This window comes from Chromobacterium sp. LK11, assembly GCF_001043705.1.
Classification (GTDB): domain Bacteria; phylum Pseudomonadota; class Gammaproteobacteria; order Burkholderiales; family Chromobacteriaceae; genus Chromobacterium; species Chromobacterium alkanivorans.
The window spans coordinates 82,820-103,301 of record NZ_LDUR01000024.1 but is presented as its reverse complement, the minus strand read 5'-3'; the positions used below and the strand labels follow the sequence as shown (position 1 = coordinate 103,301).

Genomic DNA, 20,482 nt, shown 5'->3' with positions numbered 1-20,482 from the left:
GGTTGCGCAGGCAATCTTGATGTGATGGCAAGACAGGTAAGATCGTGACCGACATATCCCGGGACTATCAAAGTGTGTAAAGCGCGGTGATCTGATAGCGGAGCCGGTGAGCATATCCCAATTAGGGACAGAGGCGACGGCCTTGTTAAAAGTCCGGATGTATGGCTGCAATCCCAACCTTGTTCTTGGCTTAAACAAAAAGTTTGCTTGGCAAGCGGGGACGGCCATCCCATTAGACCAAATCGGAACTCCTACAGATTGGCGCTAACTAGGACGGCATGTGTTTTGGCGGAAGCGGTGGGATTCGAACCCACGGATGGTTTCCCATCGCTGGTTTTCAAGACCAGTGCCTTAAACCACTCGGCCACGCTTCCCAACTCGGTTAAGAGCGCGCAATTCTAGCGGGTCTTAGGCGCTTTGCCTAGAGGGCCGCCGCATTTGAGGCCAGCATTTCCGCCGCGTGTTCGCGCGTGGTCTGGGTCAGTTCCACGCCGCCCAGCATGCGGGCGATCTCCAGCACCCGCTGCTCGCTGTCCAGCGGCTCGATGCGGCTCTTGACCCGGCCCTTGTGCTCGCTCTTGCTGACCTGCCAGTGGTGGCTGCCGCAGGAGGCCACTTGCGGCAGGTGGGTGATACACAGCACTTGGTAGCGCTGGCCCAGCTGGCGCAGCATGTGGCCGATGACTTCGGCGACGCGACCGCCGATGCCGACGTCCACTTCGTCGAAGATCAGCGTGGGCACGCTGGCCACCTGGCTGATCACCACCTGCATCGCCAGGCTGATGCGGGACAGTTCGCCGCCGGAGGCCACTTTGGCCAGCGGGCGCAGGCTGGTGCCGGCGTTGGCCGCCACCAGGTATTCGATGGATTCCAGGCCGTGGGCGCCGGGTTCTGGCAGGGCGGCCAGTTCGATGGCGAAGCGCGCGCCGCTCATCGCCAGGTGCTGCATTTCCGCGCCGATGCGGGCGGACAGTTCGCTGGCGGCCTGGCGGCGCTTGCCGGACAGCGCTTCGGCCTGCGCGCGGTAGCGCGCCAGCGCGGAGGTTTCCGCCAGGGACAGCGCTTCGATGTCGGCGGAGGCTTCCAGCGCTTGCAGCTGCTGCTGCCAGTCGTCCAGCTTTTCCTGCAGGTCTTGCGGCTGCACCCGGTATTTGCGCGCGGTGCTCATCAGCGCGTCGAGCCGGCCTTCCACTTCGGCCAACTGGCCGGGGTTTTCGTCGATGTCGCTGGCGTAGTCGCGCAGGCTGTAGACCACTTCGCGCAGTTCGGCGTCCACGGAGTCCAGCAGCGACAGGGTGTCCGCCAGCCGCGGGTCCAGGTTGGCCAGCTTGCTGAGCCGGGTTTGCACCTGGGACAGCATGGTCAGGCAGCTGTTGTCCATCTCGGACAGGGTTTCCACCGCCAGCTGGGCGCTTTGCGCCAGTTCGGCGGCGTTGGCCAGCCGGGAGTGGCTCTGGTTCAGCGCGCTCCATTCGTCCGGCTGCAGATTGAGCTCGCTCAGCTCGTTGATCTGCCAGTTCAGCCGTTCGCGTTCGACTTCGGATTCGCGCGACAGCCGCTCGGCGTCAGAGCGGGCGCGGCGGGCGGCCTGCCAGTCCTGCCAGGCTTTGTTGACGTCGCGGGCCAGCGCGACGGAGCCGGCGTAGGCGTCCAGCAGCTGGCGCTGGGCGTCGGCCTTCATCAGCGACTGGTGGGCGTGCTGGCCGTGGATGTCGACCAGGAATTCGCCCAGCTGCTTGAGTTGGCTCAGGGTGGCGGCCTGGCCGTTGACGAAGCTGCGCGAGCGGCCGGATTTGTCCAGCAGCCGGCGCAGCAGGAGCACGTCGTCGTCGCCGTTGAGGCCGTTTTCTTCCAGCCAGGCGTCGATTTCCGGGCGGCCGCGGGTGTCGAATTCGGCGGTGATCTCGGCGCGTTCGGCGCCTTCGCGCACTTGCGCGCCTTCGGCGCGGTCGCCCAAGAGCAGGCTCAAGGCGTCCAGCAGGATGGATTTGCCGGCGCCGGTTTCTCCGGTGAGCACGGTGAAGCCGGCGTGGAAGTCCAGCGAGATGTTGTCGACGATGACGAAGTCTTTAACGGTCAGCGATAGGAGCATGGGTGTTCGCGTCAGGTGTCAGAGCAGGCGCTCGCCCCAGTGGAGCTTGTGGCGCAGCATGTCGTAGTAGTTGTAGCCCACCGGGTGCAGGATGCGCAGCGGGTTGCGGTAGCGGCGGATCAGCACGCGGTCCATTTCCATCAGGTCGCAATGGGACTGGCCGTCGAAGTGCACGCGCGCGTCCAGGCCGCGGGTGAGCATGAATTCCACTTCGCAGGAGTCGTTGACCGCGATCGGGCGGTTGCTCAGCGATTGCGGGCAGATGGGCACCAGGGCGATGGCCTGCAGCGTGGGGTGCAGGATGGGGCCGCCGGAGGCCAGCGAGTAGGCGGTGGAGCCGGTGGGGGTGGAGACGATCAGGCCGTCCGAGCGTTGGCTGTAGACGAACTGGTTATCGATGAAGACTTCGAACTCTATCATCGAGCCCATCGCGCCGCGGCTGAACACCACGTCGTTGAAGGCCAGCGCGTTGGCCACTTCGGCGTCTTCGCGTATCACCGCGGCCTGCAGCAGGATGCGGTCTTCCGGCACGAAGTCGCCGCGCAGGATGGCGTCCACCGAGTCCAGCATCTCGTGCAGCGGGATGTCGGTCATGAAGCCCAGCCGGCCCTGGTTGATGCCGATCAGCGGCACGCGGTAGGGCGCCAGCAGCCGGGCGATGGACAGCATGGTGCCGTCGCCGCCCAGCACGATGACGATGTCGGCCAGCTTGCCCATGTCGTTGCGGTCTATCAGCGCGTGCGGGCCGGCCTCTTGCTGGGTGGCGCTGTCCTTGTCGATCAGCACGGTGGCGCCGGCGGCGGACAGGTGGTCGGCCAGCTGGCGCAGGGATTCGACGATGGCGGGCTTGCTGTGCCGCGCCACCAGGCAGACATGCTTGAACAGTCGTTCCATGGCGTTGTTTCAGTAAGGGGTGGGCGTATCGTTCAAAAAACTGTCGTCGTTGGGTTTCTTGCCGGTGGCTTCCAGCGCTTTCAGGTAGAAGCGCACCAGGTCCGCCAGAGAGTCTACACCGAGTTTGTTGAACAGGTTGGCCCTATGTACTTCTATGGTGCGCGGGGACAGGTCCAGCACCCGGGCGATTTCCTTGCTGGACATGCCGTCCGCCACCAGTTCCAGCACTTCGCGCTCGCGTCCGCTGATGCGGGCGAGCAGGCCCATCACTTCCTGGGTTTCTTCTTCCTTGCGGTGTTGCAGGATGCTCAGGCGTATGCCCTTGCGCAGGCTTTCGATCAGCCGGGCCTGGTCTATCGGCTTGGTCAGGAAGTCGATGGCGCCGGTCTGGAAGGCGCGGCGGCATTGTTCGATGTCGCCGTGGCCGGTGATGAAGACGATGGGCAGGGTCACGTTTTTGTCGATCAGCTGTTCTTGCAGCGCCAGGCCGGTGATTTGCGGCATGCGGATGTCCAGCACCAGGCAGGCGATGTCGTTGCCGCCGTAGTGGGCGAGGAATTCCATCGCGTTGGGAAAGGTGACGGTGCGCATGCCTTGCGCGGCGATCAGCATGGCCAGCGAGTCCAGCACGGCTGGGTCGTCGTCGACGATGTAGACGGTTGGCGTGGTGTTTTGCATTGTGTTTTTGACTCCTGCCGGTTACCCCGTTGACGGCGGCGCGTCCCGTTGCGGCAGTTCAATGATGAATTCCGCGCCGCCGGTTGATTTATTGCGAGCGCTCAGCTTGCCGCCGAACGCCTCGATGGCGGTCTGGCAGATGGCCAGACCCAGTCCCATTCCGCTGGCCTTGGTGCTGAAGAAGGGCGCGAAGATGCGGTCCAGCAATTCCGGCGCGATGCCGGCGCCGTTGTCGCCTATGCTCAGCCGGATCCAGCGGCCGTTCAGGCTGGTGGCGATGCTGAGCCGCCCCCAGGGGGCGACGGTTTCCATGGCGTCCAGCGCGTTGCGCATCAGGTTCAGCACCACTTGTTCCAGTTGTATGTTGTCAGCGTAGACCAATGGCAGGTCGTGGCAAATATTCTGCTCAATATGAATATCGTGGGTTTTCAGTTCGTATTCCAGCAGGTTGAGCGCGTTGCCCACCACCTGATTCAGATCTATGGGATTGAATTGCTGGGTTTTTTTGATCACGAATTCGCGCAGGCGCTGGATGATCTGGCCGGCGCGGCTGGCCTGGGTGACGGAGGAGTCCAGCGCGCGGCGCAGCATGGCCATGTCCGGCTCTTCGTCTTCCAGCAGGCTGAGTCCGGCCTGGCAGTAGCTCATGATGGCGGACAGCGGCTGGTTGATTTCGTGGGCGATGCCGGAGGCCATTTCGCCCATGGTGTTGATGCGGGCGACGCGGGCCAGCTCCATTTCGTGCTGACGCAGCCGGGTTTCGCTGGCTTCCAGCGCCGCCAGCATGCGGCGGCGGATCGGCGCGGTGTCGCGGAAGGTCAGCACCGCGCCCATCAGCCGGCCGTCGCGGCCGGGCAGCGGGGACACGGAGCCTTCGATCAGCAGTTTTTCGCCGTCGCTGCGGATCAGGTAGCAGTTTTGCGCCAGCAGCACGGTTTCGCGGCGCTGGATGGCCTTGTGCACCGGATCTTCCTCCACCTGGCGCGCAAACTCGTAGTTGAGCCGCACCACCTGGTGCAGTTTGCGCTGGGCGGCGTCGCCGATCTTGAGGCCGAGCAGGGTTTCCGCCGCTGGGTTGAGGTAGCGGATGCTCAGGTCGATGTCGATGCTGATCACCGCGTCGCTGATGCCGCTGAGCGCCACCATCGCGTATTCGCGCTCGCGGTGCAGCCGGTCTTGCGCCTGTTCCTGCGCCTGGCGGTTTTGCGCCAGCAACGCCAGGATGATCAGCAGCAGATAGGCGGGCACCAGGGAGAAGACGGCGCTGAGCAGCAGTTCCAGCGGCGCGGTGCGGTCGAAGCTGAGCTGGCGACGCACCGTCAGCTCATAGGGCAGATAGGGGGTGTCCAGGCTTTTGCGGATTTCCAGCGAGGGCAGCAGCCATTGCGCCAGCCAGCCGGGCTGGTCCTGTTGTTGGTGGCGGTAGATCAACGGGTCGTAGCCGCTGGGCGCGCTGTCCTTGCGCTGCAGCGCCACGCTGTAGCGCGTCGCCATGTTTGGGGTCAGGCTGACCAGTCTGTCCAGGGACAGCACTTGCACCACCATGCCGGCGGTCTGCTCGCTGCGCACCAAGGGCACCGGCGACGGCGCTTCGGTGTTGTAGATGGCGGAGAAGAAGGCCAGGCCCTGTTTGCCGTTGTTGAGACGCAGCACCGGCGACACCGCTTCGCCCTGGCCCATCGCGCGGTGGACGGTGGGCGCCAGCACGCTGTCGGCCAGCAGGTCCAGGCCCATTTCGCGCCAGTCGTCGGAGGCGAGGCCGGGTTCGGCCATGCTCAGCGGCAGGTAGCGCGGCCGTTTCGCCGCCAGCCGCCAGGCTTGCTGCTGGTCCCAGGCGTTGTCCTGCTGGTGCTGGTAGTCGCGGATGCGGTAGGGCTGGCCTTGCAACTGGCTGCGCATGCGTTCGAATTCGCGGCGGTAGGCGTGGCTGACCAGCGGCTGGTAGCCGATGAAATACAGCTGCGGTTGTTCGCGCGCCAGCGATTCCACCAGCAGGCGGATGCGCGCTTCGCGCAGGCTGTTTTCCTGGTCGACGATGTCGACCACGCTTTGCTGCAGCATCTCGCTTTCCTGCAGCCGGGTTTGCAGGCCGGAGAGGATCAGGCTGTGCACCTGCTGGTGCTCTTGATGCTGCTGGTTGAGGTCCAGCGCCACCGATTGGCCCAGCAACAGGGCGAAGGTGAGCAGCCACAACACGGCGCAGGCCAGGCGTCCGCGCGGGGAGGCGGTGCGCAACAGGTCCAGGTGACGGGTGAGGGCGGTGCGGAATGCAGTGATGATGCTGTGCTTGTCTGCCATGGGGAGATTGGGTTCGTCCGGCGCGCAGCCAATCTGGGCATCGCCGCTACTGAGCCGGATTATAGCGGCGATGCCCGGGGTGCGCGAACCCAGCCGGGAGCTGGGCTCGCCCCTGGCAGGGTGTGGCTTATTTCTTTAAGTAAACAGAAAAATATTGCTGAAATTTGGCCAATTTTGGCGCTACGACCATCTGGCAATAGGGTTCGTGGCCATGTTGGTCAAAGTATTGCTGGTGATAGTCTTCGGCCGGATAAAAGGGCGCCGCGGCCTCCAGCCGGGTGACGATGGGGTCCGGGTAGTTGCCGGCCAGCTCCGCCAGCATGCGTTCGGCGGCCTGGCGCTGTTCCTCGTCGTGGTAGTACAGCACCGACGCGTATTGCGGGCCTAGGTCGTTGCCCTGGCGGTTGAGGGTGGTGGGGTCGTGCAGCGCGAAGAAGGCGCGAAGCAGGGTGTCGTAATCGATCTGGGCCGGGTCGTAGCGGATCTGTACCGCTTCCACGTGGCCGCTGCGGCCGCTGCAGACTTCCTTGTAGCTGGGGTTGGCGCCGGGGCCGCCGGTATAGCCGGAAACGGCGCCGTGGACGCCGGCCAGGCGGTTGTAGGCGCTCTCTATGCACCAGAAGCAGCCGCCGGCGAAGGTTGCGGTTTTCATATGGGACTCCATTGACGGGGTGGGTGTGTATCAGTCGCGGCGGCGGGGGAAATCTGTCCCGGCGCGCCGAAAAGTTGCCAGGCCAGGCGCACGGTTTCGGTCTGGATCGCCACGGTGTCTTCGATGGGCACCGCGTAGCCGCCGCCCATGACGACGGCGACGGCGGCCTTGGCCTGGCGACAGGACTCCAGCACCATGCGGTCGCGCGCGGCCAGGCCGTCGCGGCTCAGCGCCAGCTTGCCCAGGCGGTCGCCGGCGTAGGGGTCGGCGCCGGCCAGGTAGAACACCAGGTCCGGGTCGGCGGCGAACAGCCGCGGCAGTTGCTCGGCCAGGACGGCGAGGTAGGCGTCGTCGCCGGCGCCGTCAGGCAGCTCGATGTCCAGATCGCCGGCTTCGCGGCGGAAGGGGAAATTGCCGGCGCCGTGGATGGAGAAGGTGAAGATGCGCGCGTCGCCGCGGGCGATGGCGGCGGTGCCGTCGCCCTGATGCACGTCCAGGTCTATCACCAGCGCGCGGCGGGCCAGGCCTTCGTCCAGCATCAGCCGCGCGGCCACGGCGATGTCGTTGAACACGCAGAAGCCGCTGCCCATCGCGCGGCCGGCGTGGTGGGTGCCGCCGGCCAGGTTGACGCCGCAGCCGCGCGCCAGCGCCCAGCGGGCGGCGGCGATGGTGGCGCCCACCGAGCGGCGGCTGCGTTCCAGCAATTGCGGGCTCCACGGCAGGCCGATCTCGCGCTGTTCGGCGGCGCTGAGCGCGCCGTTGAACACTTTTTCCAGATAGGCGTCGTCGTGGGCCAGCGCCAGCTCGTAGCGGCTGGCCGCCGGCGCCGTGTCCATCGCTTCGGCGGCGAAGCCGGCCACCGCCTGCGCCAGCAGCGCGTATTTTCGCGCCGGGAAGCGGTGGCCGGGCGGCAGCGGCAGCGGGAACTGGTCGGTGCGGAATACGCGCATCGCGGCGCTCAGAAGGCCTTGACCAGGGCGAAGCGCGGCAGGGTCTGCCCTTCGTGCGCGACGCTTTCCTCGAACATGCCGGCCGGCCGCGCCCACAGGCCGAATTCGCCGTAGAGCGCGCGGTACATCACCAGCAGTTCGCCGGTTTCGGAATGGGTGGCGGTGCCCAGCACTTCGTAGAGCGGGCCTTTGTAATGGCGATAGATGCCGGGAACGATTTTCATGGGGCCTCCTTCGGTTTACGGCAGATGGGAGAGGGCGTCGGCCATCAGTTGGAACAGGCCGTCGGCGTCCACCTCGGTCAGGTAGAGCGCGTTGGGCGCGCGGCCGGATTCGCCGTGCCAGTCCACCACGGTGGCTCCGGTGGTGTAGTGGCCGGCCAGTTCCACCACCACGTTGACTTCGCGGCCGCGGAACAGCTCGGGGCGCAGCAGATAGGCGATCACGCAGGGGTCGTGCACCGGCGCGCCGTCCTGGCCCAGCTTTTGCACGTCGTAGCGCTCCAGCGAGGTCAGCAGCGCGGCCGCCAGCGGGCCGCAGCGGTTGGGCAGGCTGCGCAGCCCTTGCACCCGCGCCGGCGTGGTCGTGGCCTGGTGGGTGACGTCCAGCGGCAGCATCACGATGGGCGCGCCGCTGCGCAGCACGATGTCGGCCGCGTGCGGGTCGGTGTGGATGTTGAACTCCGCCGCCGGGGTCATATTGCCGCCGGCGAAATAGCCGCCGCCCATCAGCACGATGCGGCCGATGCGCGCGGCGATGTCCGGCGCCCGGCGCAGCGCCAGCGCGATATTGCTCAGCGGGCCCACCGGGCACAGGGTGACGCTGCCCGGCGGTTCGCGGCGCAGGGTGTCGATGATGAAGTCCACCGCGTGTTCGGCGCGCACCGGCATGGCGGGCTCGTGCAGCGGCGCGCCGTCCAGGCCGCTGGCGCCGTGCACGTGCTCGGCGCCCTGGTAGGCCTGGACCAGCGGCCGGTCTGCGCCGGCGTAGACGGGCACGTCGCCGCGGCCGGCCCATTCGCAGACGATGCGCGCGTTGCGGGTGGTCAGTTCCACGCCGACGTTGCCGGCCACCGTGGTCAGGCCCAAGAGTTCGATGTCGGCGCGAGCGCCCAGCAGGAACAGGATGGCGACCGCGTCGTCCAGGCCGGGATCGGTGTCGAAGATGACGCGATGCTTTTTCATGTCGGCTCCATTGGGCAATGTCATCAAGGGGGCGAAGGATGCCGCAGCGCTTGGCGGCGCGTCAAGGCGCGGCCGGCGGCGCCGAGGCGGGGGCGCTCCATTCATAGACCCGGAATTCGGTGTCCAGTTTAAACCCGGATTGCTGATACAGCCGCTGCGCGTTCAGATTGTCGTGGGCGGTTTGCAGCGTGAGGCCGCCGCCCAGCGCGGCGACATGGGCTTGGCAATGCTCCAGCAGCAGTCGGCCCACGCCGCCGCCGCGGCAGGCGGGCGAGACGAACAAATCGTGCAGCAGCCAGTGCGGGCGCAGGCTGAGCGAGGAAAAGCCGGGATAGAGCAGGGCAAAGCCCTGGACGCCGGCCGCGTCCTCGGCCAGAAAGACCACCGCTTCGCCCTTGCGCAGCCGTTGTTCCAGGAAGGCGGCGCAGGCTTCCGCCGGCTGCGCCGTCCGGTAAAAGTCGAGATAGCCCAGGAATAAGGGCAGCCAGTCGCGGACGGATTCCGCGCCGGCTTGGCGGATGGCGATTTGCATGGAGTGCCTTTCCCCGCTTTGCGGTACAATATTCGCCTTTTTTCCGGCGACGTTTGCAATGAAATTGGTTCTTGCCCCGATGGAGGGCCTGGTGGACGAGGCGATGCGCGATGTGCTGACCCGGGTGGGCGGCATTGATCTGTGCGTGACCGAGTTCGTCCGCGTCACCTCGGCGCTGCTGCCCACGCGCACCTTCATGCGCCTGGCGCCGGAACTGGCGCGCGGCGGCAAGACCCGCGCCGGCGTCACGGTGCGGGTGCAGTTGCTGGGTTCGGACCCGGCCTGTCTGGCCGAGAACGCCGCCAAGGCCGCCAGCCTGGGCGCGCCGGGCATAGACCTGAATTTCGGCTGTCCGGCGCCCACTGTCAACCGCCATCGCGGCGGCGCGGTTCTGCTCAACGATCCGGAACTGCTGTTCCAGATCGTCCAGGCGGTGCGCGCGGCGGTGCCGGCGGAAATACCAGTCACCGCCAAGATGCGGCTGGGCTATGAAGACAAAAGCCGGGCCTTGGAATGCGCGCAAGCGCTGGAGGCCGGCGGCGCGCAGGAACTGGCGGTGCACGGCCGCACCAAGGTGGAGGGCTACCGGCCGCCGGCGCATTGGGACTGGATCGCCCGCATCCGCGACAGCGTGGCGGTGCCGGTGGTGGCCAACGGCGAGGTGTGGACGCTGGACGATTACCGCGCCATCCGCGAGCAAAGCGGCTGCGACACGGTGATGATAGGGCGCGGCCTGGTGGCCTGCCCGGACCTGGCGTTGCGCATCAAGCGCGGGGACGGCGCCGAGCCGATGGCCTGGAGCGAGATGCAGCCCTGGGTGCTGGACCTGTTCCTGCAGTGCCGCGTCCAGTCCGAGGACGGGCGCTACCCGGTGGCGCGCACCAAGCAATGGCTGGGGCAGCTCAAGCGCACCTGGCCGGAGGCCGGCGCCTTGTTCGAGCGCATCCGCAGGCTGACGACGCCGGACGAAGTGGAGCCTGTCCTGCGAGACATGCTTGCTAAGTAAATGTACTCATATCTAAATGCTATGGGAATGTGTAGCATTCAATTGCGCGCTGCACTGGTATAGCAGGGCGCTGTGATTCCGGCGGCTCCCCAGCTCCGGCGATTACACTTCCCCGATACCTTGCAGCCCTCCCTACACGGGAGGGATTTTTTTTATCCGCCGCGATGGGCTATCAATGAAAAGCGGCCGGCCTGTTGTTCCCTCTCTCTTCCTGCCGCAGCGGCGCCGCCATCGGCGGTTTCCCATCAAGACTTCATCGCGGAGGCGGCATGGATACGGCCCCGACGGTTAGCTGGCTGGAAAAGCTGATCCCTCAGGCGTGGCACGACAGCCTGACGCTGTTCGTGGCGCTGACCGCCGCCTGCGCCGCCTTGCTCTATCTGCTGCGGCCGGAAACCCGCAAATCGACGCTGCGCTCCTTGCTGGCCGCCGCCATTGCGCTGGTGGTGATCAATCTGGGCCCTCAGGAAGGGCAGGCGGTGGCGGAGTGGGTCAAGCAGGTGGCCATCATCGTGCTGGGCCTGGCGCTGATCCGGCTGTGGGCGATGATGCTGATGCGGCTGTTCCTGCCCTTGCTGCGCCTGCATCCGCCGCGCATCCTGGAGGACATTCTGCTGGTGCTGGGCTGCGTGGGCTGGGGCCTGGTGCTGCTGCGCCTGGCCGGCCTGGACCTGAGCCACATCGTCACCACCTCGGCGGTGATCACCGGCGTGCTGGCGTTTTCGATGCAGGACACGCTGGGCAATATCCTGGCCGGCCTGTCGCTGCAGCTGGACAATTCGGTGGAGGTGGGCGACTGGATCAAGTCCGGCGAGCTGTCCGGCCGGGTGGTGGAAATCAATTGGCGCGCCACGCTGGTGGAAACCCGCAACTGGGAAACCGTGGTGATTCCCAATAGCCAGCTGATGAAGGGGCAGTTCGCCATCCTGGGCAAGCACCAGGGCGCGCCGCTGCAATGGCGGCGCTGGGTATGGTTCAACATCAATTGGGACACGCTGCCCAACCAGATCATTTCCGTGGTGGAGCGTTCCCTGCGCGAGGCGCAATTGCCCGGCGTGGCGCTGTCGCCGGAGCCCAACTGCATTCTGATGGGCTTCGAAAACGGCTACAGCAAGTACGCGGTGCGTTACTGGCTGACCGATCTCGCCGCCGACGACCTGACCGACTCCGTGGTGCGCACCCATATCGACGCCGCCCTGCGCCGCCACAATCTGAAGATGTCCTCGCCGCACTACAATGTGCTGACCATCAAGGACAATGAAAAGTACATGGAAGCGCGGATGAAGAAGCACCTGGAGGAGAGGGTGCAGGCGCTGCGCAAGGTGGAGCTGCTGTCCAGCCTCAACGACGAGGAACTGGTGGTGCTGGCCGACCAGCTCAAGTTCACCCCCTTCGTCACCGGCGACATCATCATGCATCAGGGCGCGGTGGCGCACTGGCTCTACATCATGCTCAACGGCGAGGTGGAGGTGTGGGTGAATCTGCCGGACGGCAGCCGCAAGCTGGTGGACGTGCTGGAGGGCGGCAATTTCTTCGGCGAAATGGGTTTGATGACCGGCGAGGCGCGCAGCGGCACCGTGATCGCGCGCTCCAATGTGGAGTGCCTGCGGCTGGACAAGGAGTCCTTCCAGTCCATTCTGAGTTCGCGCAAGGAGTTGGCGGAGGCGATCTCGTCGATTCTGGCCGAACGGCTGGCCGAACGCACCCGCAAGCTGCCGCAGGATTGGCAGGAAGGCCATGGCTCGCCGCAGCGGGCGGAGCTGGTGGACAAGATCCGCCGTTTCTTCGGCCTGGCCAAGCACTGAACGGCGGCTGTCGGCGGCCCCAAGGCGGGGCCGCGCGACGGCGCTCAATCCAGCGGGTGGAAGTGCTTGAGAATGCTGGAGAAATCCAGCTTGCCGAAGCCGGCTTGCGCGTGTTCCTCGTACAGATTGCGCGCCAGCGAGCCCAGCGGATTGGCCGCGTGGCTGTGCAGCGCGGTTTCCTCGGCCAGGCCCAGGTCTTTCAACATCAGTTCCGTCATGAAGCCGCCGCTGTAGCCGCGGCTGGCCGGCGCGTTCTCCATCACCCCGGGCCAGGGGTTGTACAGCTCGGTGGCCCAGTTGCGGCCGGAGCTCTGGCTGATGATCTCGGACAGCACCTTGGGGTCCAGCCCGTTCTTGACGCCCAGCGCCAGCGCCTCGGCGGTGCCGGCCATCAGGATGCCCAACAACATATTGTTGCAGATCTTGGCGGTCTGGCCGGCGCCGGCGGCGCCGGCGTGGAAGATGTTCTTGCCCATGGCCTGCAGCAAGGGCCGCGCGCGTTCCAGTTCGGCGGCGGCGCCGCCGACGATGAAGGTCAGCGTGCCGGCGGCCGCGCCGGCGGTGCCGCCGGACACCGGCGCGTCCAGCATCTTGAGGCCGGCGGCGTCGGCCGCGGCGGCCACCCGGCGCGCGGTGGCGGCGTCTATGGTGCTGCAATCGATCACCAGGGTGCCGGCCGGCAGTTGCGCGAACAGGCCGGACTCGCCCAGGTACAAGCCTTCCACGTGGCGGCCGGCCGGCAGCATGGAAATCACCGCGTCGGCGCCGCGGACGGCGTCGGCGGCGTCCGCGGCCGCGCGCGCGCCGGCGGCGGTCAGCTTGGCCAGCGCGTCGGCGGACAGGTCGAATACGTTAAGCCGATAACCCTGCTTCAGCAGGTTGGCGGCCATCGGTCCGCCCATATTGCCCAGGCCGATGAAGGCGATGGTTTGCATAATCTGTCTCCTCGATTGTTATTGGAGCGCGGCCAGCGGGTGTTCCGCCGGCGTCCACGGCGAATCGAAATGGCTGTCCACCCAGCCCGGCGGGATGTCGGCCAGCTCGCGGCAATGCCATTGCGGCGCGCGGTCCTTGTCCACCAGCAGCGCGCGCACGCCTTCGCGGAAGTCCGGCTTGGCGCAGAAGTTGACCGACAGCGCCAGCTCCATGCGCAGGACTTCGGCCAGCGACAGATGCCTGGCGCGCTGGAAGATTTCCCAGCAGACGGCGGCCGACGTCGGGCAGCCGTGAGCGAAGCTCTTGGCCGCGGCGGCCAGCCACGGGTCTTCGAAGGCGGTGTCGCGCAGCGCGGCGGCCACCGCTTCCAGGCTGCCGCGGTTCATCAGCTGGTGCACCGCCAGCAGGTTGCGGCCGGCGTTGGCCTCCGGCAGCGCCACGCCGCGTTCCATTTCGTTGAGCAAGGCGCTGACCAGGCCGTGGTGGCGTTCCGCCGGCTGTTCCCAGGCCAGTTCGCGCAGCGCCGTCAGCAAGGCCGGCTGGCCGTCGGCCGGCAGCACGTGGTCGGCCAGATTGCACAGCAGCGCGTCGCCGGCGTTCAGCGGCGCGCCGGTCAGGCCGAGGAACAGGCCGAGCTTGGCCGGCATCCGTTGCAGGAACCAGCTGCCGGCCACGTCCGGGTACAGGCCTATGGTGATTTCCGGCATCGCGATGCGGGTGGCCGGCGTGGCCACGCGGTGGCTGGCGCCGGCCATTAGGCCCAGGCCGCCGCCCATGACGATGCCGCCGCCCCAGACGATCAGCGGCTTGCGGTAGCGGTGGATGCGGTAGTCGAGTCGGTATTCCTCGCTGAAGAAGGCGACGGCGTGCGGGTTGGGATAGGCGTCGCCGTCTTCCAGCAGCGCGGCGCGCAGCGAGCGCACGTCGCCGCCGGCGCAGAAGGCCTTGTCGCCGGCGCCGCGCAGCAGCACGGCCACCACGGCGTCGTCGTTCTCCCAGGCGCTCAAGCGCGCGTCCAGCAGCCGTATCATCTCCAGCGTCAGCGCGTTCAGCGATTTTTCCGCGTTCAGCGTGGCGATGGCGATGCGCTGGCCGCCGCGGACCGGCAGTTCTTCAAACAGTACCAGGTGGGACATGGCGGATTCGTCCTTGGGTGAGGGTCAGGCGTTCTTCCACTGCGCCGGGCGTTTTTCCAGGAAGGCGCGAGTGCCTTCGCCCTGGTCCTGGGTGTCGAACAGCTTGATGAAGCCTTCGCGCTCGTGGATCAGATTGTGCGCCGGCGGCTGCAGCCGCGCGCGCTGCACCAGCTGCTTGCACACCGTCACCGACGACGGCGACTGGCGCGCGGCTTTTTCCGCCAGCTTGAGCGCGGCGTCCAGCGCCTGGCCCTTGGCCACCACTTCCTCCACCAGGCCGATGCGCTCGGCGGTGCGCGCGTCCACGCGCTCGCCGCACAGAATCATGCGCTTGGCCCAGCCTTCGCCCACCAGCCAGGGCAGGTTCTGGGTGCCGCCGGCGCAGGGCAGCAGGCCGACGCCGGCTTCCGGCAGCGCCATTTGCGCCTGTTCCTCGGCGATGCGGATGTCGCAGGCCAGCGCGCACTCCAGGCCGCCGCCCATCGCGTAGCCGTTGACGGCGGCGATGCTGACGCCGCGGAAGGCGGACAGCGCCTCGAAGGCCTCGCCGAACAGCATGGTCATCTCGGTGGCCACCTTCTTGTCGCCGTCGGCGAACAGATTGAGGTCGGCGCCGGCGGAGAAGAATTTTTCGCCCTGGCCGGTGATCACCAGCGCGTAGATGTCGCGGTCGGCGTTCAGGTCCGCCACCAGCCGCTTCAGCGCGCTCAGGCTGTCACGGTTCCAGGTGTTGGCCGGCGGGTTGTCTAGGGTGACCACGGCGGTGTGGCCGCGTTTTTCCACGTTCAGGTGGGCGTAATTGTTCATAGCGTATGCCTTTATGGATTCGGTGTGGATGAGCGAGGCCGGAAAATCCAGCGAAGCGGCTGAGGCAAGGCCGCAGTGGGGCTTTTGCCTGCTTCGCTCAGCGCAGGGTTTCCAGCGCGCCGTCCTGCAGCAGCTTGCGCGCCACGATCATCCGCATCACTTCATTAGTGCCTTCCAGAATCTGGTGCACGCGCAGGTCGCGCACATGGCGTTCCAGCGGGAAGTCCTTCAGATAGCCGTAGCCGCCGAACAGCTGCAGCGCGTTGTTGGCCACATTGAAACTCAGATCGGTGGCCAGCCGCTTTGCCATGGCGCAATAAGCGCTGGCGTCCGGGCTGGCCTGGTCCAGTTTCCACGCCGCCAGCCGCACCATCTGCCGCGCGGCCACCAGCTCGGTCAGCATGTCCGCCAGCCGGAACTGCACGCTTTGCAGTTCGGCCAGCGGCTGGCCGAATTGCTGGCGCTCCTGCACATAGCGCTGGGCGGCGGCCAGCGCGGCCTGGGCGGTGCCCACCGCGCAGGTGGCGATATTGATGCGGCCGCCGTCCAGGCCCTTCATCGCGAAGGCGAAGCCCTGGCCTTCCTCGCCCAGCCGGTTGGCGGCCGGGATTTCCACGTTGTCGAAGGTGATGGCGCGGGTGGGCTGGCTGTTCCAGCCCATTTTTTTCTCTTTCTTGCCGTACTGCACGCCGGCGGCGTCCGCCGGCACCACGAAGGCGGACACGCCCTTGGGACCCGGGCCGCCGGTGCGCGCCATCACCACCAGCACCTGGGTGCTGCCGGCGCCGGAGATGAACATCTTGGAGCCGTTGAGCACGTAGTGATCGCCCTTGCGCTCGGCGCGGGTCTTCAGCGAGGCGGCGTCGGAGCCAGCGCCGGGTTCGGTCAGACAGTAGCTGCCCAGCAGCTCGCCGCTGACCATGCGCGGCACCCAGCGCTCGGCCAGTTCCGGGCTGCCGAAGCTGGCTATCATCCAGCTGACCATATTGTGGATGGTCAGATAGGCGGCGGTGGAGGTGCAGCCGGCGGCCAGCTCTTCGAAGATGATGGCGGAGTCCAGCCGCGGCAGGCCCAGGCCGCCGTAGGCTTCCGGCGTGTACAGGCCGAGAAAGCCCATCTCGCCGCTGCGGCGGATCACCTCCAGCGGAAAGGTTTCCTCTTCGTCCCATTCGGCGGCACGCGGCGCGAGCTCGCTGGCGGCGAAGTCGCGGGCGCTGTCCTGAAAGGCGATCTGTTCTTCGGTCAGTGCGAAATCCATGGCGGGCTCCCGGTCAGCGCAGCGAAATAGTGGTATTGACCTTGCCGCCGCTGGCGGCGTCGTCGAACCAGCGGCTCGTGACAGTCTTGGTCTGGGTGTAGAACAGCACCACCTGCTTGCCGTAGGGGCCGAGGTCGCCCAGCTTGGAGCCGCGCGAACCGGTGAAGCTGAACAGCGGCACCGGCACCGGGATGGGCACGTTGATGCCCACCTGGCCGACGTCTATCTCTTCCTGGAACTTGCGCGCCGCCGCGCCGCTCTGGGTGAACACCGCGGTGCCGTTGCCGTTGGGGTTGGCGTTGACGATGGCGATGGCGTCGTCCAGCGAGTCCGCCGCCATCAGGCACAGCACCGGGCCGAAAACTTCCTGGTGGTAGACGCTCATTTCCGGTTTGACGCCGGAGAAGATGGTGGGGCCGACGAAGTTGCCGCGCTCGTAGCCGGCCACCTTGATGTCGCGGCCGTCCAGCTCCAGGCGCGCGCCTTCTTCCACGCCGCGGGCGATCAGTCCGGCCACGCGTTCGCGGGCGGCGCAGGAGATCAGCGGGCCCAGGTCCGGGTTGTCCTTGCCGGCGCCCACGCTCAGGCCGCGCGCCTTGGCCACCAGTTCCGGAATCCACTGTTGGGCCTCGCCCACCAGCACCGCCACCGACAACGCCATACAGCGTTGGCCGGCGGCGCCGAAAGCGGCCCCGGCCAACTGGTTCAGCGCCTGTTCCTTATTGGCGTCCGGCAGCACGATGGCGTGATTCTTGGCGCCCATCATGCACTGGGTGCGCTTGCCGTTGAGGCTGGCGCGCTGGTGCACGTGGGTGCCCACCTTGGTGGAGCCGACGAAGGACACCGCCTTGATGTCGCGGTGATCGCACAGGGCGTTGACCACCTGCTCGCCGCCGTGCACCACATTGAGCACGCCGGGCGGGATGCCGGCTTCCAGCGCCAGCTCCACCAGGCGCATGGTCACCATCGGGTCTTGTTCCGAGGGCTTGAGCACGAAGGTGTTGCCGGTGGCGATGGCCATCGGGAACATCCACAGCGGAATCATCGCCGGGAAGTTGAACGGGGTGATGCCGGCGCAGACGCCCAGCGGCTGCAGCACGGTATAGGTGTCGACGCCGCCGGCGACGTTCTCCGCGTATTCGCCCAGTTGCAGATTGCCGATGGCGGACGCGTGTTCCACCACTTCCAGGCCGCGGAAGATGTCGCCCTCGGCGTCGGCCAGGGTCTTGCCCTGTTCGGCGGTCAGCAAGGCCGCCAGTTCCTTCATGTGTTCGCGGATCAATTGCTGGTATTTCAGGAAGATGCGCGCGCGCGCGCCGATGGCGGTTTTCTTCCAGCTGGTGAAGGCGGTCTTGGCGGCGCTGACGGCTGCGTCGACTTCGTCCTGGGTGGCCATCGGCACCCGCGCCAGCACTTCCTGGGTGGCCGGGTTGACGATGTCACGCCATTCGGCGCTGCGGGATTCGACGAATTCGCCGCCGATCAGCAATTTGATGGTGGGGACTGCCTGGGTCATGGTGCTGCCTCCGTCTGATCTTGATAAAGCCCGTTGCCGGCGGTGCCGGCTCAGGCGTAGCTGTAAAAACCCTTGCCGCTCTTGCGGCCCAGGTGGCCGGCCTGCACCAGTTGGGCCAGCAGCGGGCAGGCGCGGTATTTGCTGTCGCGGAATTCGGTGTAGAGGATGTCCATGATGGACAGGCAGGTGTCCAGGCCGATCAGGTCCGCCAGCGCCAGCGGGCCGATGGGGTGATTCATGCCCAGCTTCATCACGGTGTCGATGTCCTCGGCGCTGGCCAGGTTTTCGTACAGCGTGAAGGCGGCCTCGTTGATCATCGGCATCAGCACCCGGTTGGAGACGAAGCCGGCGGCGTCCTTGACCGTGACCGGAGTCTTGCCCAGCGCCTGGCTCAGTTCGTAAACCAGCCGGTAGGCGGCGTCGCTGGTTTGCAGCGCGCGGATGATTTCCACCAGCTGCATCACCGGCACCGGGTTCATGAAGTGCATGCCCACCACGCGCTCCGGCTGGCTGACCCAGCTGGCGATGCGGGTCAGCGAAATCGACGAGGTATTGGACGCCAGCACCGCGTCCGGGCGCACCACGGCAGCCAGCTCGCGGAAGATGCTTTCCTTGACCGCGGCGTTTTCGGTGGCGGCTTCCACCACCAGGTCGCGGTCGGCCAGATCGGCCAGGCGGGTGGTGGTCTGGATGCGGGCGAGAATGGCGGGAACGTCGGCCTCGGCCAGCAGCTCTTTCTTCACCAGGCGCGCCAGGCTGGAGGCGATGGCGGCCAGGCCCTTGTCCAGCGCGGCCTGGTTGACGTCGGCCAGGCGCACGTCGTAACCGTGGGCTGCGAAGACCTGGGCGATGCCGTTGCCCATGGTGCCGGCGCCCACCACTGCGATTTTGGCTTGCATGTTGTTTCCTCGACTATTTGCTCTATGCTGTATTCAAGATAGCTTGACGTTTACGTTAACGTCAATCAACAATGACAAGCGCAACGGCGAATGTTGCGCGAATGGTCCGGCGGCGCCGGGGAGGGCGGAGAGGAAGATGGCGGAGCAGACTTACAGCATTACCGAGTTGGCGCAGGAGTTCGACGTGACCACGCGCACCATCCGCTTTTACGAAGACCAGCAATTGCTGGAGCCGCTGCGGGCGGGGCAGCGCCGCATCTACAGCCGCCGCGATCGGGTGCGGCTGATGCTGATTCTGCGCGGCAAGCGCATCGGCCTGTCCCTGCAGGAAATCCGCGAGCTGTTCGCGCTGTACGACGCGGCCAGCGACGACGCGCCGCAGCTGCACGAATTCATCCGCATCCTGCAGCGCAAGGAACAGCAGCTGCTGGAGCAGATGGAAGACATCAAGGTGGTACTGAGCGAAATTTCCCAATTGCGGCATCAGTGCGAGAAAACGCTGGACAAGCGCGGCGCGGATGCCCGGCAATCGACTTGAGGAGTGAGCAATGCAACAGCAAGACATCGTGATCGTGGGCATGGCGCGCACCGCCATGGGCGGCTTCCAGGGCGCTTTGGCTGCCAAGACGGCGGCGGAACTGGGCGCGGCGGCGATCCAGGCCGCGGTGGAGCGCGCCGGCGTGCCGGCGGCGGACATCGACGAAGCCATCGTCGGCTGCGTGCTGCCGGCCGGCCAGGGCCAGGCGCCGGCGCGCCAGGCGGCGCTGGGCGCCGGCCTGCCGCTGGCGGTGAACTGCACCACGGTCAACAAGATGTGCGGCTCCGGCATGAAGGCGACGATGCTGGCCCATGATCTCTTGCGCGCCGGCAGCGCGCGGGTGATGGTGGCCGGCGGCATGGAAAGCATGAGCAACGCGCCCTATCTGATGACCAAGGCGCGCGCCGGCTTGCGGCTGGGTCACGGCGAAATCAAGGACCACATGTTCCTGGACGGTCTGGAGGACGCCTACGACAAGGGCAAGCTGATGGGGGTGTTCGCCGAATGGTGCGCCGAGAAGTACGGCTTCAGCCGCGAGGCCCAGGACGCCTTCGCCATCGCCTCGCTGAACCGTGCCCAGGCGGCGATCCGCGACGGCCTGTTCCGCGACGAGATCGCGCCGGTGACGGTCAGCGGCCGCGGCGGCGATCAGGTGGTGGACACCGACGAACAGCCCTTGAAGGCCAATGTCGACAAGATTCCGACGCTGAAGCCGGCGTTCAAGAAGGACGGCACGGTGACGCCGGCCAACGCCAGCTCCATTTCCGACGGCGCCGCCGCGCTGGTGTTGATGACGGCGGAGGAGGCGGCGCGGCGCGGCCTGCGCCCGCTGGCCCGCATCGTCGGCCACGCCACCCACGCCCAGGAGCCGGGCTGGTTCACCACCGCGCCGGTGGAGGCGATCCGCAAGCTGCTGGCCCAGGCCGGCTGGAGCGCCGGCGACGTCGATCTCTACGAGATCAACGAAGCCTTCGCCGTGGTGACGATGGCGGCGATGCACGATCTGGGCCTGCCGCACGACAAGGTCAACGTCCATGGCGGCGCCTGCGCGCTGGGCCATCCCATCGGCGCCTCCGGCGCGCGCATCATCATCACCCTGCTGTCGGCCTTGCGTCAGCGCGGCGGCAAGCGCGGCGTGGCCAGCTTGTGCATAGGCGGCGGCGAGGCGACGGCGATGGCGCTGGAACTGCTCTGAAACACGCCGCCGACATCTGCGTCGGTTAGGCGGCTTCAATGAAACGACCCTGGCGGCTTGTGTATCGTCGCCAGGGTCGTTTGCCGTTAAGAACCTTTTCAAAGTC

General features: G+C 66.6%; 19 protein-coding genes and 1 tRNA gene. 4 read left to right on the top strand and 16 right to left on the bottom strand.

Annotated features, from left to right (window positions below; translation table 11 throughout):
• Window positions 1-286: 286 nt before the first annotated feature.
• From VK98_RS14865 to VK98_RS14820, 10 genes are all read right to left on the bottom strand, one after another.
• Window positions 287-374: transfer RNA gene (locus VK98_RS14865), tRNA-Ser, on the bottom strand.
• A gap of 47 nt (window positions 375-421) precedes the next feature.
• The gene (gene recN, locus VK98_RS14860; RefSeq protein WP_048414784.1) at window positions 422-2,092 is read right to left on the bottom strand and encodes a DNA repair protein RecN; all 1,671 of its coding nucleotides are present in this window, start codon (window positions 2,090-2,092) and stop codon (window positions 422-424) included.
• Between the two features lie 18 nt (window positions 2,093-2,110).
• A complete protein-coding gene (locus tag VK98_RS14855) occupies window positions 2,111-2,986 on the bottom strand; it encodes an NAD kinase (protein WP_048414783.1) in 876 nt (291 codons plus the stop codon).
• A gap of 9 nt (window positions 2,987-2,995) precedes the next feature.
• Window positions 2,996-3,664 carry a response regulator transcription factor gene (locus tag VK98_RS14850; RefSeq protein ID WP_019103053.1) on the bottom strand — a complete coding sequence of 223 codons (669 nt, stop codon included), beginning with the start codon at window positions 3,662-3,664 and terminating at the stop codon, window positions 2,996-2,998.
• A 21-nt stretch (window positions 3,665-3,685) separates the two neighbouring features.
• Window positions 3,686-5,962: an ATP-binding protein gene (locus VK98_RS22870; protein WP_053077402.1), complete on the bottom strand. Its 2,277-nt coding sequence runs from the start codon at window positions 5,960-5,962 to the stop codon at window positions 3,686-3,688.
• Window positions 5,963-6,089: 127 nt separating this feature from the next.
• Complete coding sequence (gene msrA / locus VK98_RS14840) at window positions 6,090-6,614, bottom strand: peptide-methionine (S)-S-oxide reductase MsrA (RefSeq protein ID WP_048414782.1); 525 nt, start codon at window positions 6,612-6,614, stop codon at window positions 6,090-6,092.
• A complete protein-coding gene (locus VK98_RS14835; protein WP_082159043.1) occupies window positions 6,611-7,564 on the bottom strand; it encodes a histone deacetylase in 954 nt (317 codons plus the stop codon). Before VK98_RS14835 ends, msrA begins: the two co-directional genes overlap by 4 nt.
• Window positions 7,565-7,572: 8 nt before the next feature.
• Window positions 7,573-7,788, bottom strand: coding sequence for a DUF1653 domain-containing protein (locus tag VK98_RS14830; protein ID WP_048414781.1), 216 nt, complete (start codon window positions 7,786-7,788; stop codon window positions 7,573-7,575).
• Between the two features lie 15 nt (window positions 7,789-7,803).
• A complete protein-coding gene (locus VK98_RS14825; protein ID WP_048414780.1) occupies window positions 7,804-8,748 on the bottom strand; it encodes a nucleoside hydrolase in 945 nt (314 codons plus the stop codon).
• Window positions 8,749-8,809: 61 nt separating this feature from the next.
• A complete protein-coding gene (locus VK98_RS14820) occupies window positions 8,810-9,280 on the bottom strand; it encodes a GNAT family N-acetyltransferase (protein ID WP_048414779.1) in 471 nt (156 codons plus the stop codon).
• Between the two features lie 58 nt (window positions 9,281-9,338).
• On the opposite strand from VK98_RS14820, the gene VK98_RS14815 reads away from it, so the two are divergent.
• Window positions 9,339-10,286 (top strand): tRNA-dihydrouridine synthase, encoded by a 948-nt coding sequence (locus VK98_RS14815; RefSeq protein WP_048414778.1) that lies wholly within the window; start codon window positions 9,339-9,341, stop codon window positions 10,284-10,286.
• 269 nt (window positions 10,287-10,555) lie between these two features.
• Window positions 10,556-12,091, top strand: coding sequence for a mechanosensitive ion channel family protein (locus VK98_RS14810; RefSeq protein WP_048414777.1), 1,536 nt, complete (start codon window positions 10,556-10,558; stop codon window positions 12,089-12,091).
• 44 nt (window positions 12,092-12,135) lie between these two features.
• Here the strand turns inward: VK98_RS14810 and mmsB are convergent, their stop codons facing one another.
• The 6 genes from mmsB to VK98_RS14780 form a co-directional block, all read right to left on the bottom strand.
• The gene (gene mmsB, locus VK98_RS14805) at window positions 12,136-13,026 is read right to left on the bottom strand and encodes a 3-hydroxyisobutyrate dehydrogenase (protein WP_048414776.1); all 891 of its coding nucleotides are present in this window, start codon (window positions 13,024-13,026) and stop codon (window positions 12,136-12,138) included.
• 18 nt (window positions 13,027-13,044) lie between these two features.
• Window positions 13,045-14,163: an enoyl-CoA hydratase/isomerase family protein gene (locus VK98_RS14800; RefSeq protein ID WP_048414775.1), complete on the bottom strand. Its 1,119-nt coding sequence runs from the start codon at window positions 14,161-14,163 to the stop codon at window positions 13,045-13,047.
• Window positions 14,164-14,187: 24 nt separating this feature from the next.
• Entirely contained in the window at window positions 14,188-14,970 is a 783-nt protein-coding gene (locus VK98_RS14795; protein ID WP_048414774.1) for an enoyl-CoA hydratase, read from the bottom strand.
• Window positions 14,971-15,067: 97 nt separating this feature from the next.
• The gene (locus tag VK98_RS14790; protein ID WP_048414773.1) at window positions 15,068-16,228 is read right to left on the bottom strand and encodes an acyl-CoA dehydrogenase family protein; all 1,161 of its coding nucleotides are present in this window, start codon (window positions 16,226-16,228) and stop codon (window positions 15,068-15,070) included.
• Between the two features lie 13 nt (window positions 16,229-16,241).
• Window positions 16,242-17,744 carry a CoA-acylating methylmalonate-semialdehyde dehydrogenase gene (locus tag VK98_RS14785; protein WP_048414772.1) on the bottom strand — a complete coding sequence of 501 codons (1,503 nt, stop codon included), beginning with the start codon at window positions 17,742-17,744 and terminating at the stop codon, window positions 16,242-16,244.
• Between the two features lie 50 nt (window positions 17,745-17,794).
• On the bottom strand, window positions 17,795-18,643 hold the full coding sequence (locus VK98_RS14780; protein WP_048414771.1) for a 3-hydroxybutyryl-CoA dehydrogenase: 849 nt from the start codon (window positions 18,641-18,643) through the stop codon (window positions 17,795-17,797).
• 136 nt (window positions 18,644-18,779) lie between these two features.
• Here VK98_RS14780 and VK98_RS14775 point away from each other — a divergent pair, with 136 nt between their 5' ends.
• Both VK98_RS14775 and VK98_RS14770 read left to right on the top strand, forming a co-directional pair.
• Entirely contained in the window at window positions 18,780-19,181 is a 402-nt protein-coding gene (locus VK98_RS14775) for a MerR family DNA-binding transcriptional regulator (protein WP_019101375.1), read from the top strand.
• 10 nt (window positions 19,182-19,191) lie between these two features.
• Complete coding sequence (locus VK98_RS14770) at window positions 19,192-20,376, top strand: acetyl-CoA C-acyltransferase (RefSeq protein WP_048414770.1); 1,185 nt, start codon at window positions 19,192-19,194, stop codon at window positions 20,374-20,376.
• Window positions 20,377-20,482: the final 106 nt, after the last annotated feature.

Bases quoted from the DNA above. Each gene is read 5' to 3' on its own strand.
- recN (WP_048414784.1), bottom strand. From the start codon at position 2,092: ATGCTCCTATCGCTGACCGTTAAAGACTTCGTCATCGTCGACAACATC.
- VK98_RS14855 (WP_048414783.1), bottom strand. From the start codon at position 2,986: ATGGAACGACTGTTCAAGCATGTCTGCCTGGTGGCGCGGCACAGCAAG.
- VK98_RS14850 (WP_019103053.1), bottom strand. From the start codon at position 3,664: ATGCAAAACACCACGCCAACCGTCTACATCGTCGACGACGACCCAGCC.
- VK98_RS22870 (WP_053077402.1), bottom strand. From the start codon at position 5,962: ATGGCAGACAAGCACAGCATCATCACTGCATTCCGCACCGCCCTCACC.
- msrA (WP_048414782.1), bottom strand. From the start codon at position 6,614: ATGAAAACCGCAACCTTCGCCGGCGGCTGCTTCTGGTGCATAGAGAGC.
- VK98_RS14835 (WP_082159043.1), bottom strand. From the start codon at position 7,564: ATGCGCGTATTCCGCACCGACCAGTTCCCGCTGCCGCTGCCGCCCGGC.
- VK98_RS14830 (WP_048414781.1), bottom strand. From the start codon at position 7,788: ATGAAAATCGTTCCCGGCATCTATCGCCATTACAAAGGCCCGCTCTAC.
- VK98_RS14825 (WP_048414780.1), bottom strand. From the start codon at position 8,748: ATGAAAAAGCATCGCGTCATCTTCGACACCGATCCCGGCCTGGACGAC.
- VK98_RS14820 (WP_048414779.1), bottom strand. From the start codon at position 9,280: ATGCAAATCGCCATCCGCCAAGCCGGCGCGGAATCCGTCCGCGACTGG.
- VK98_RS14815 (WP_048414778.1), top strand. From the start codon at position 9,339: ATGAAATTGGTTCTTGCCCCGATGGAGGGCCTGGTGGACGAGGCGATG.
- VK98_RS14810 (WP_048414777.1), top strand. From the start codon at position 10,556: ATGGATACGGCCCCGACGGTTAGCTGGCTGGAAAAGCTGATCCCTCAG.
- mmsB (WP_048414776.1), bottom strand. From the start codon at position 13,026: ATGCAAACCATCGCCTTCATCGGCCTGGGCAATATGGGCGGACCGATG.
- VK98_RS14800 (WP_048414775.1), bottom strand. From the start codon at position 14,163: ATGTCCCACCTGGTACTGTTTGAAGAACTGCCGGTCCGCGGCGGCCAG.
- VK98_RS14795 (WP_048414774.1), bottom strand. From the start codon at position 14,970: ATGAACAATTACGCCCACCTGAACGTGGAAAAACGCGGCCACACCGCC.
- VK98_RS14790 (WP_048414773.1), bottom strand. From the start codon at position 16,228: ATGGATTTCGCACTGACCGAAGAACAGATCGCCTTTCAGGACAGCGCC.
- VK98_RS14785 (WP_048414772.1), bottom strand. From the start codon at position 17,744: ATGACCCAGGCAGTCCCCACCATCAAATTGCTGATCGGCGGCGAATTC.
- VK98_RS14780 (WP_048414771.1), bottom strand. From the start codon at position 18,643: ATGCAAGCCAAAATCGCAGTGGTGGGCGCCGGCACCATGGGCAACGGC.
- VK98_RS14775 (WP_019101375.1), top strand. From the start codon at position 18,780: ATGGCGGAGCAGACTTACAGCATTACCGAGTTGGCGCAGGAGTTCGAC.
- VK98_RS14770 (WP_048414770.1), top strand. From the start codon at position 19,192: ATGCAACAGCAAGACATCGTGATCGTGGGCATGGCGCGCACCGCCATG.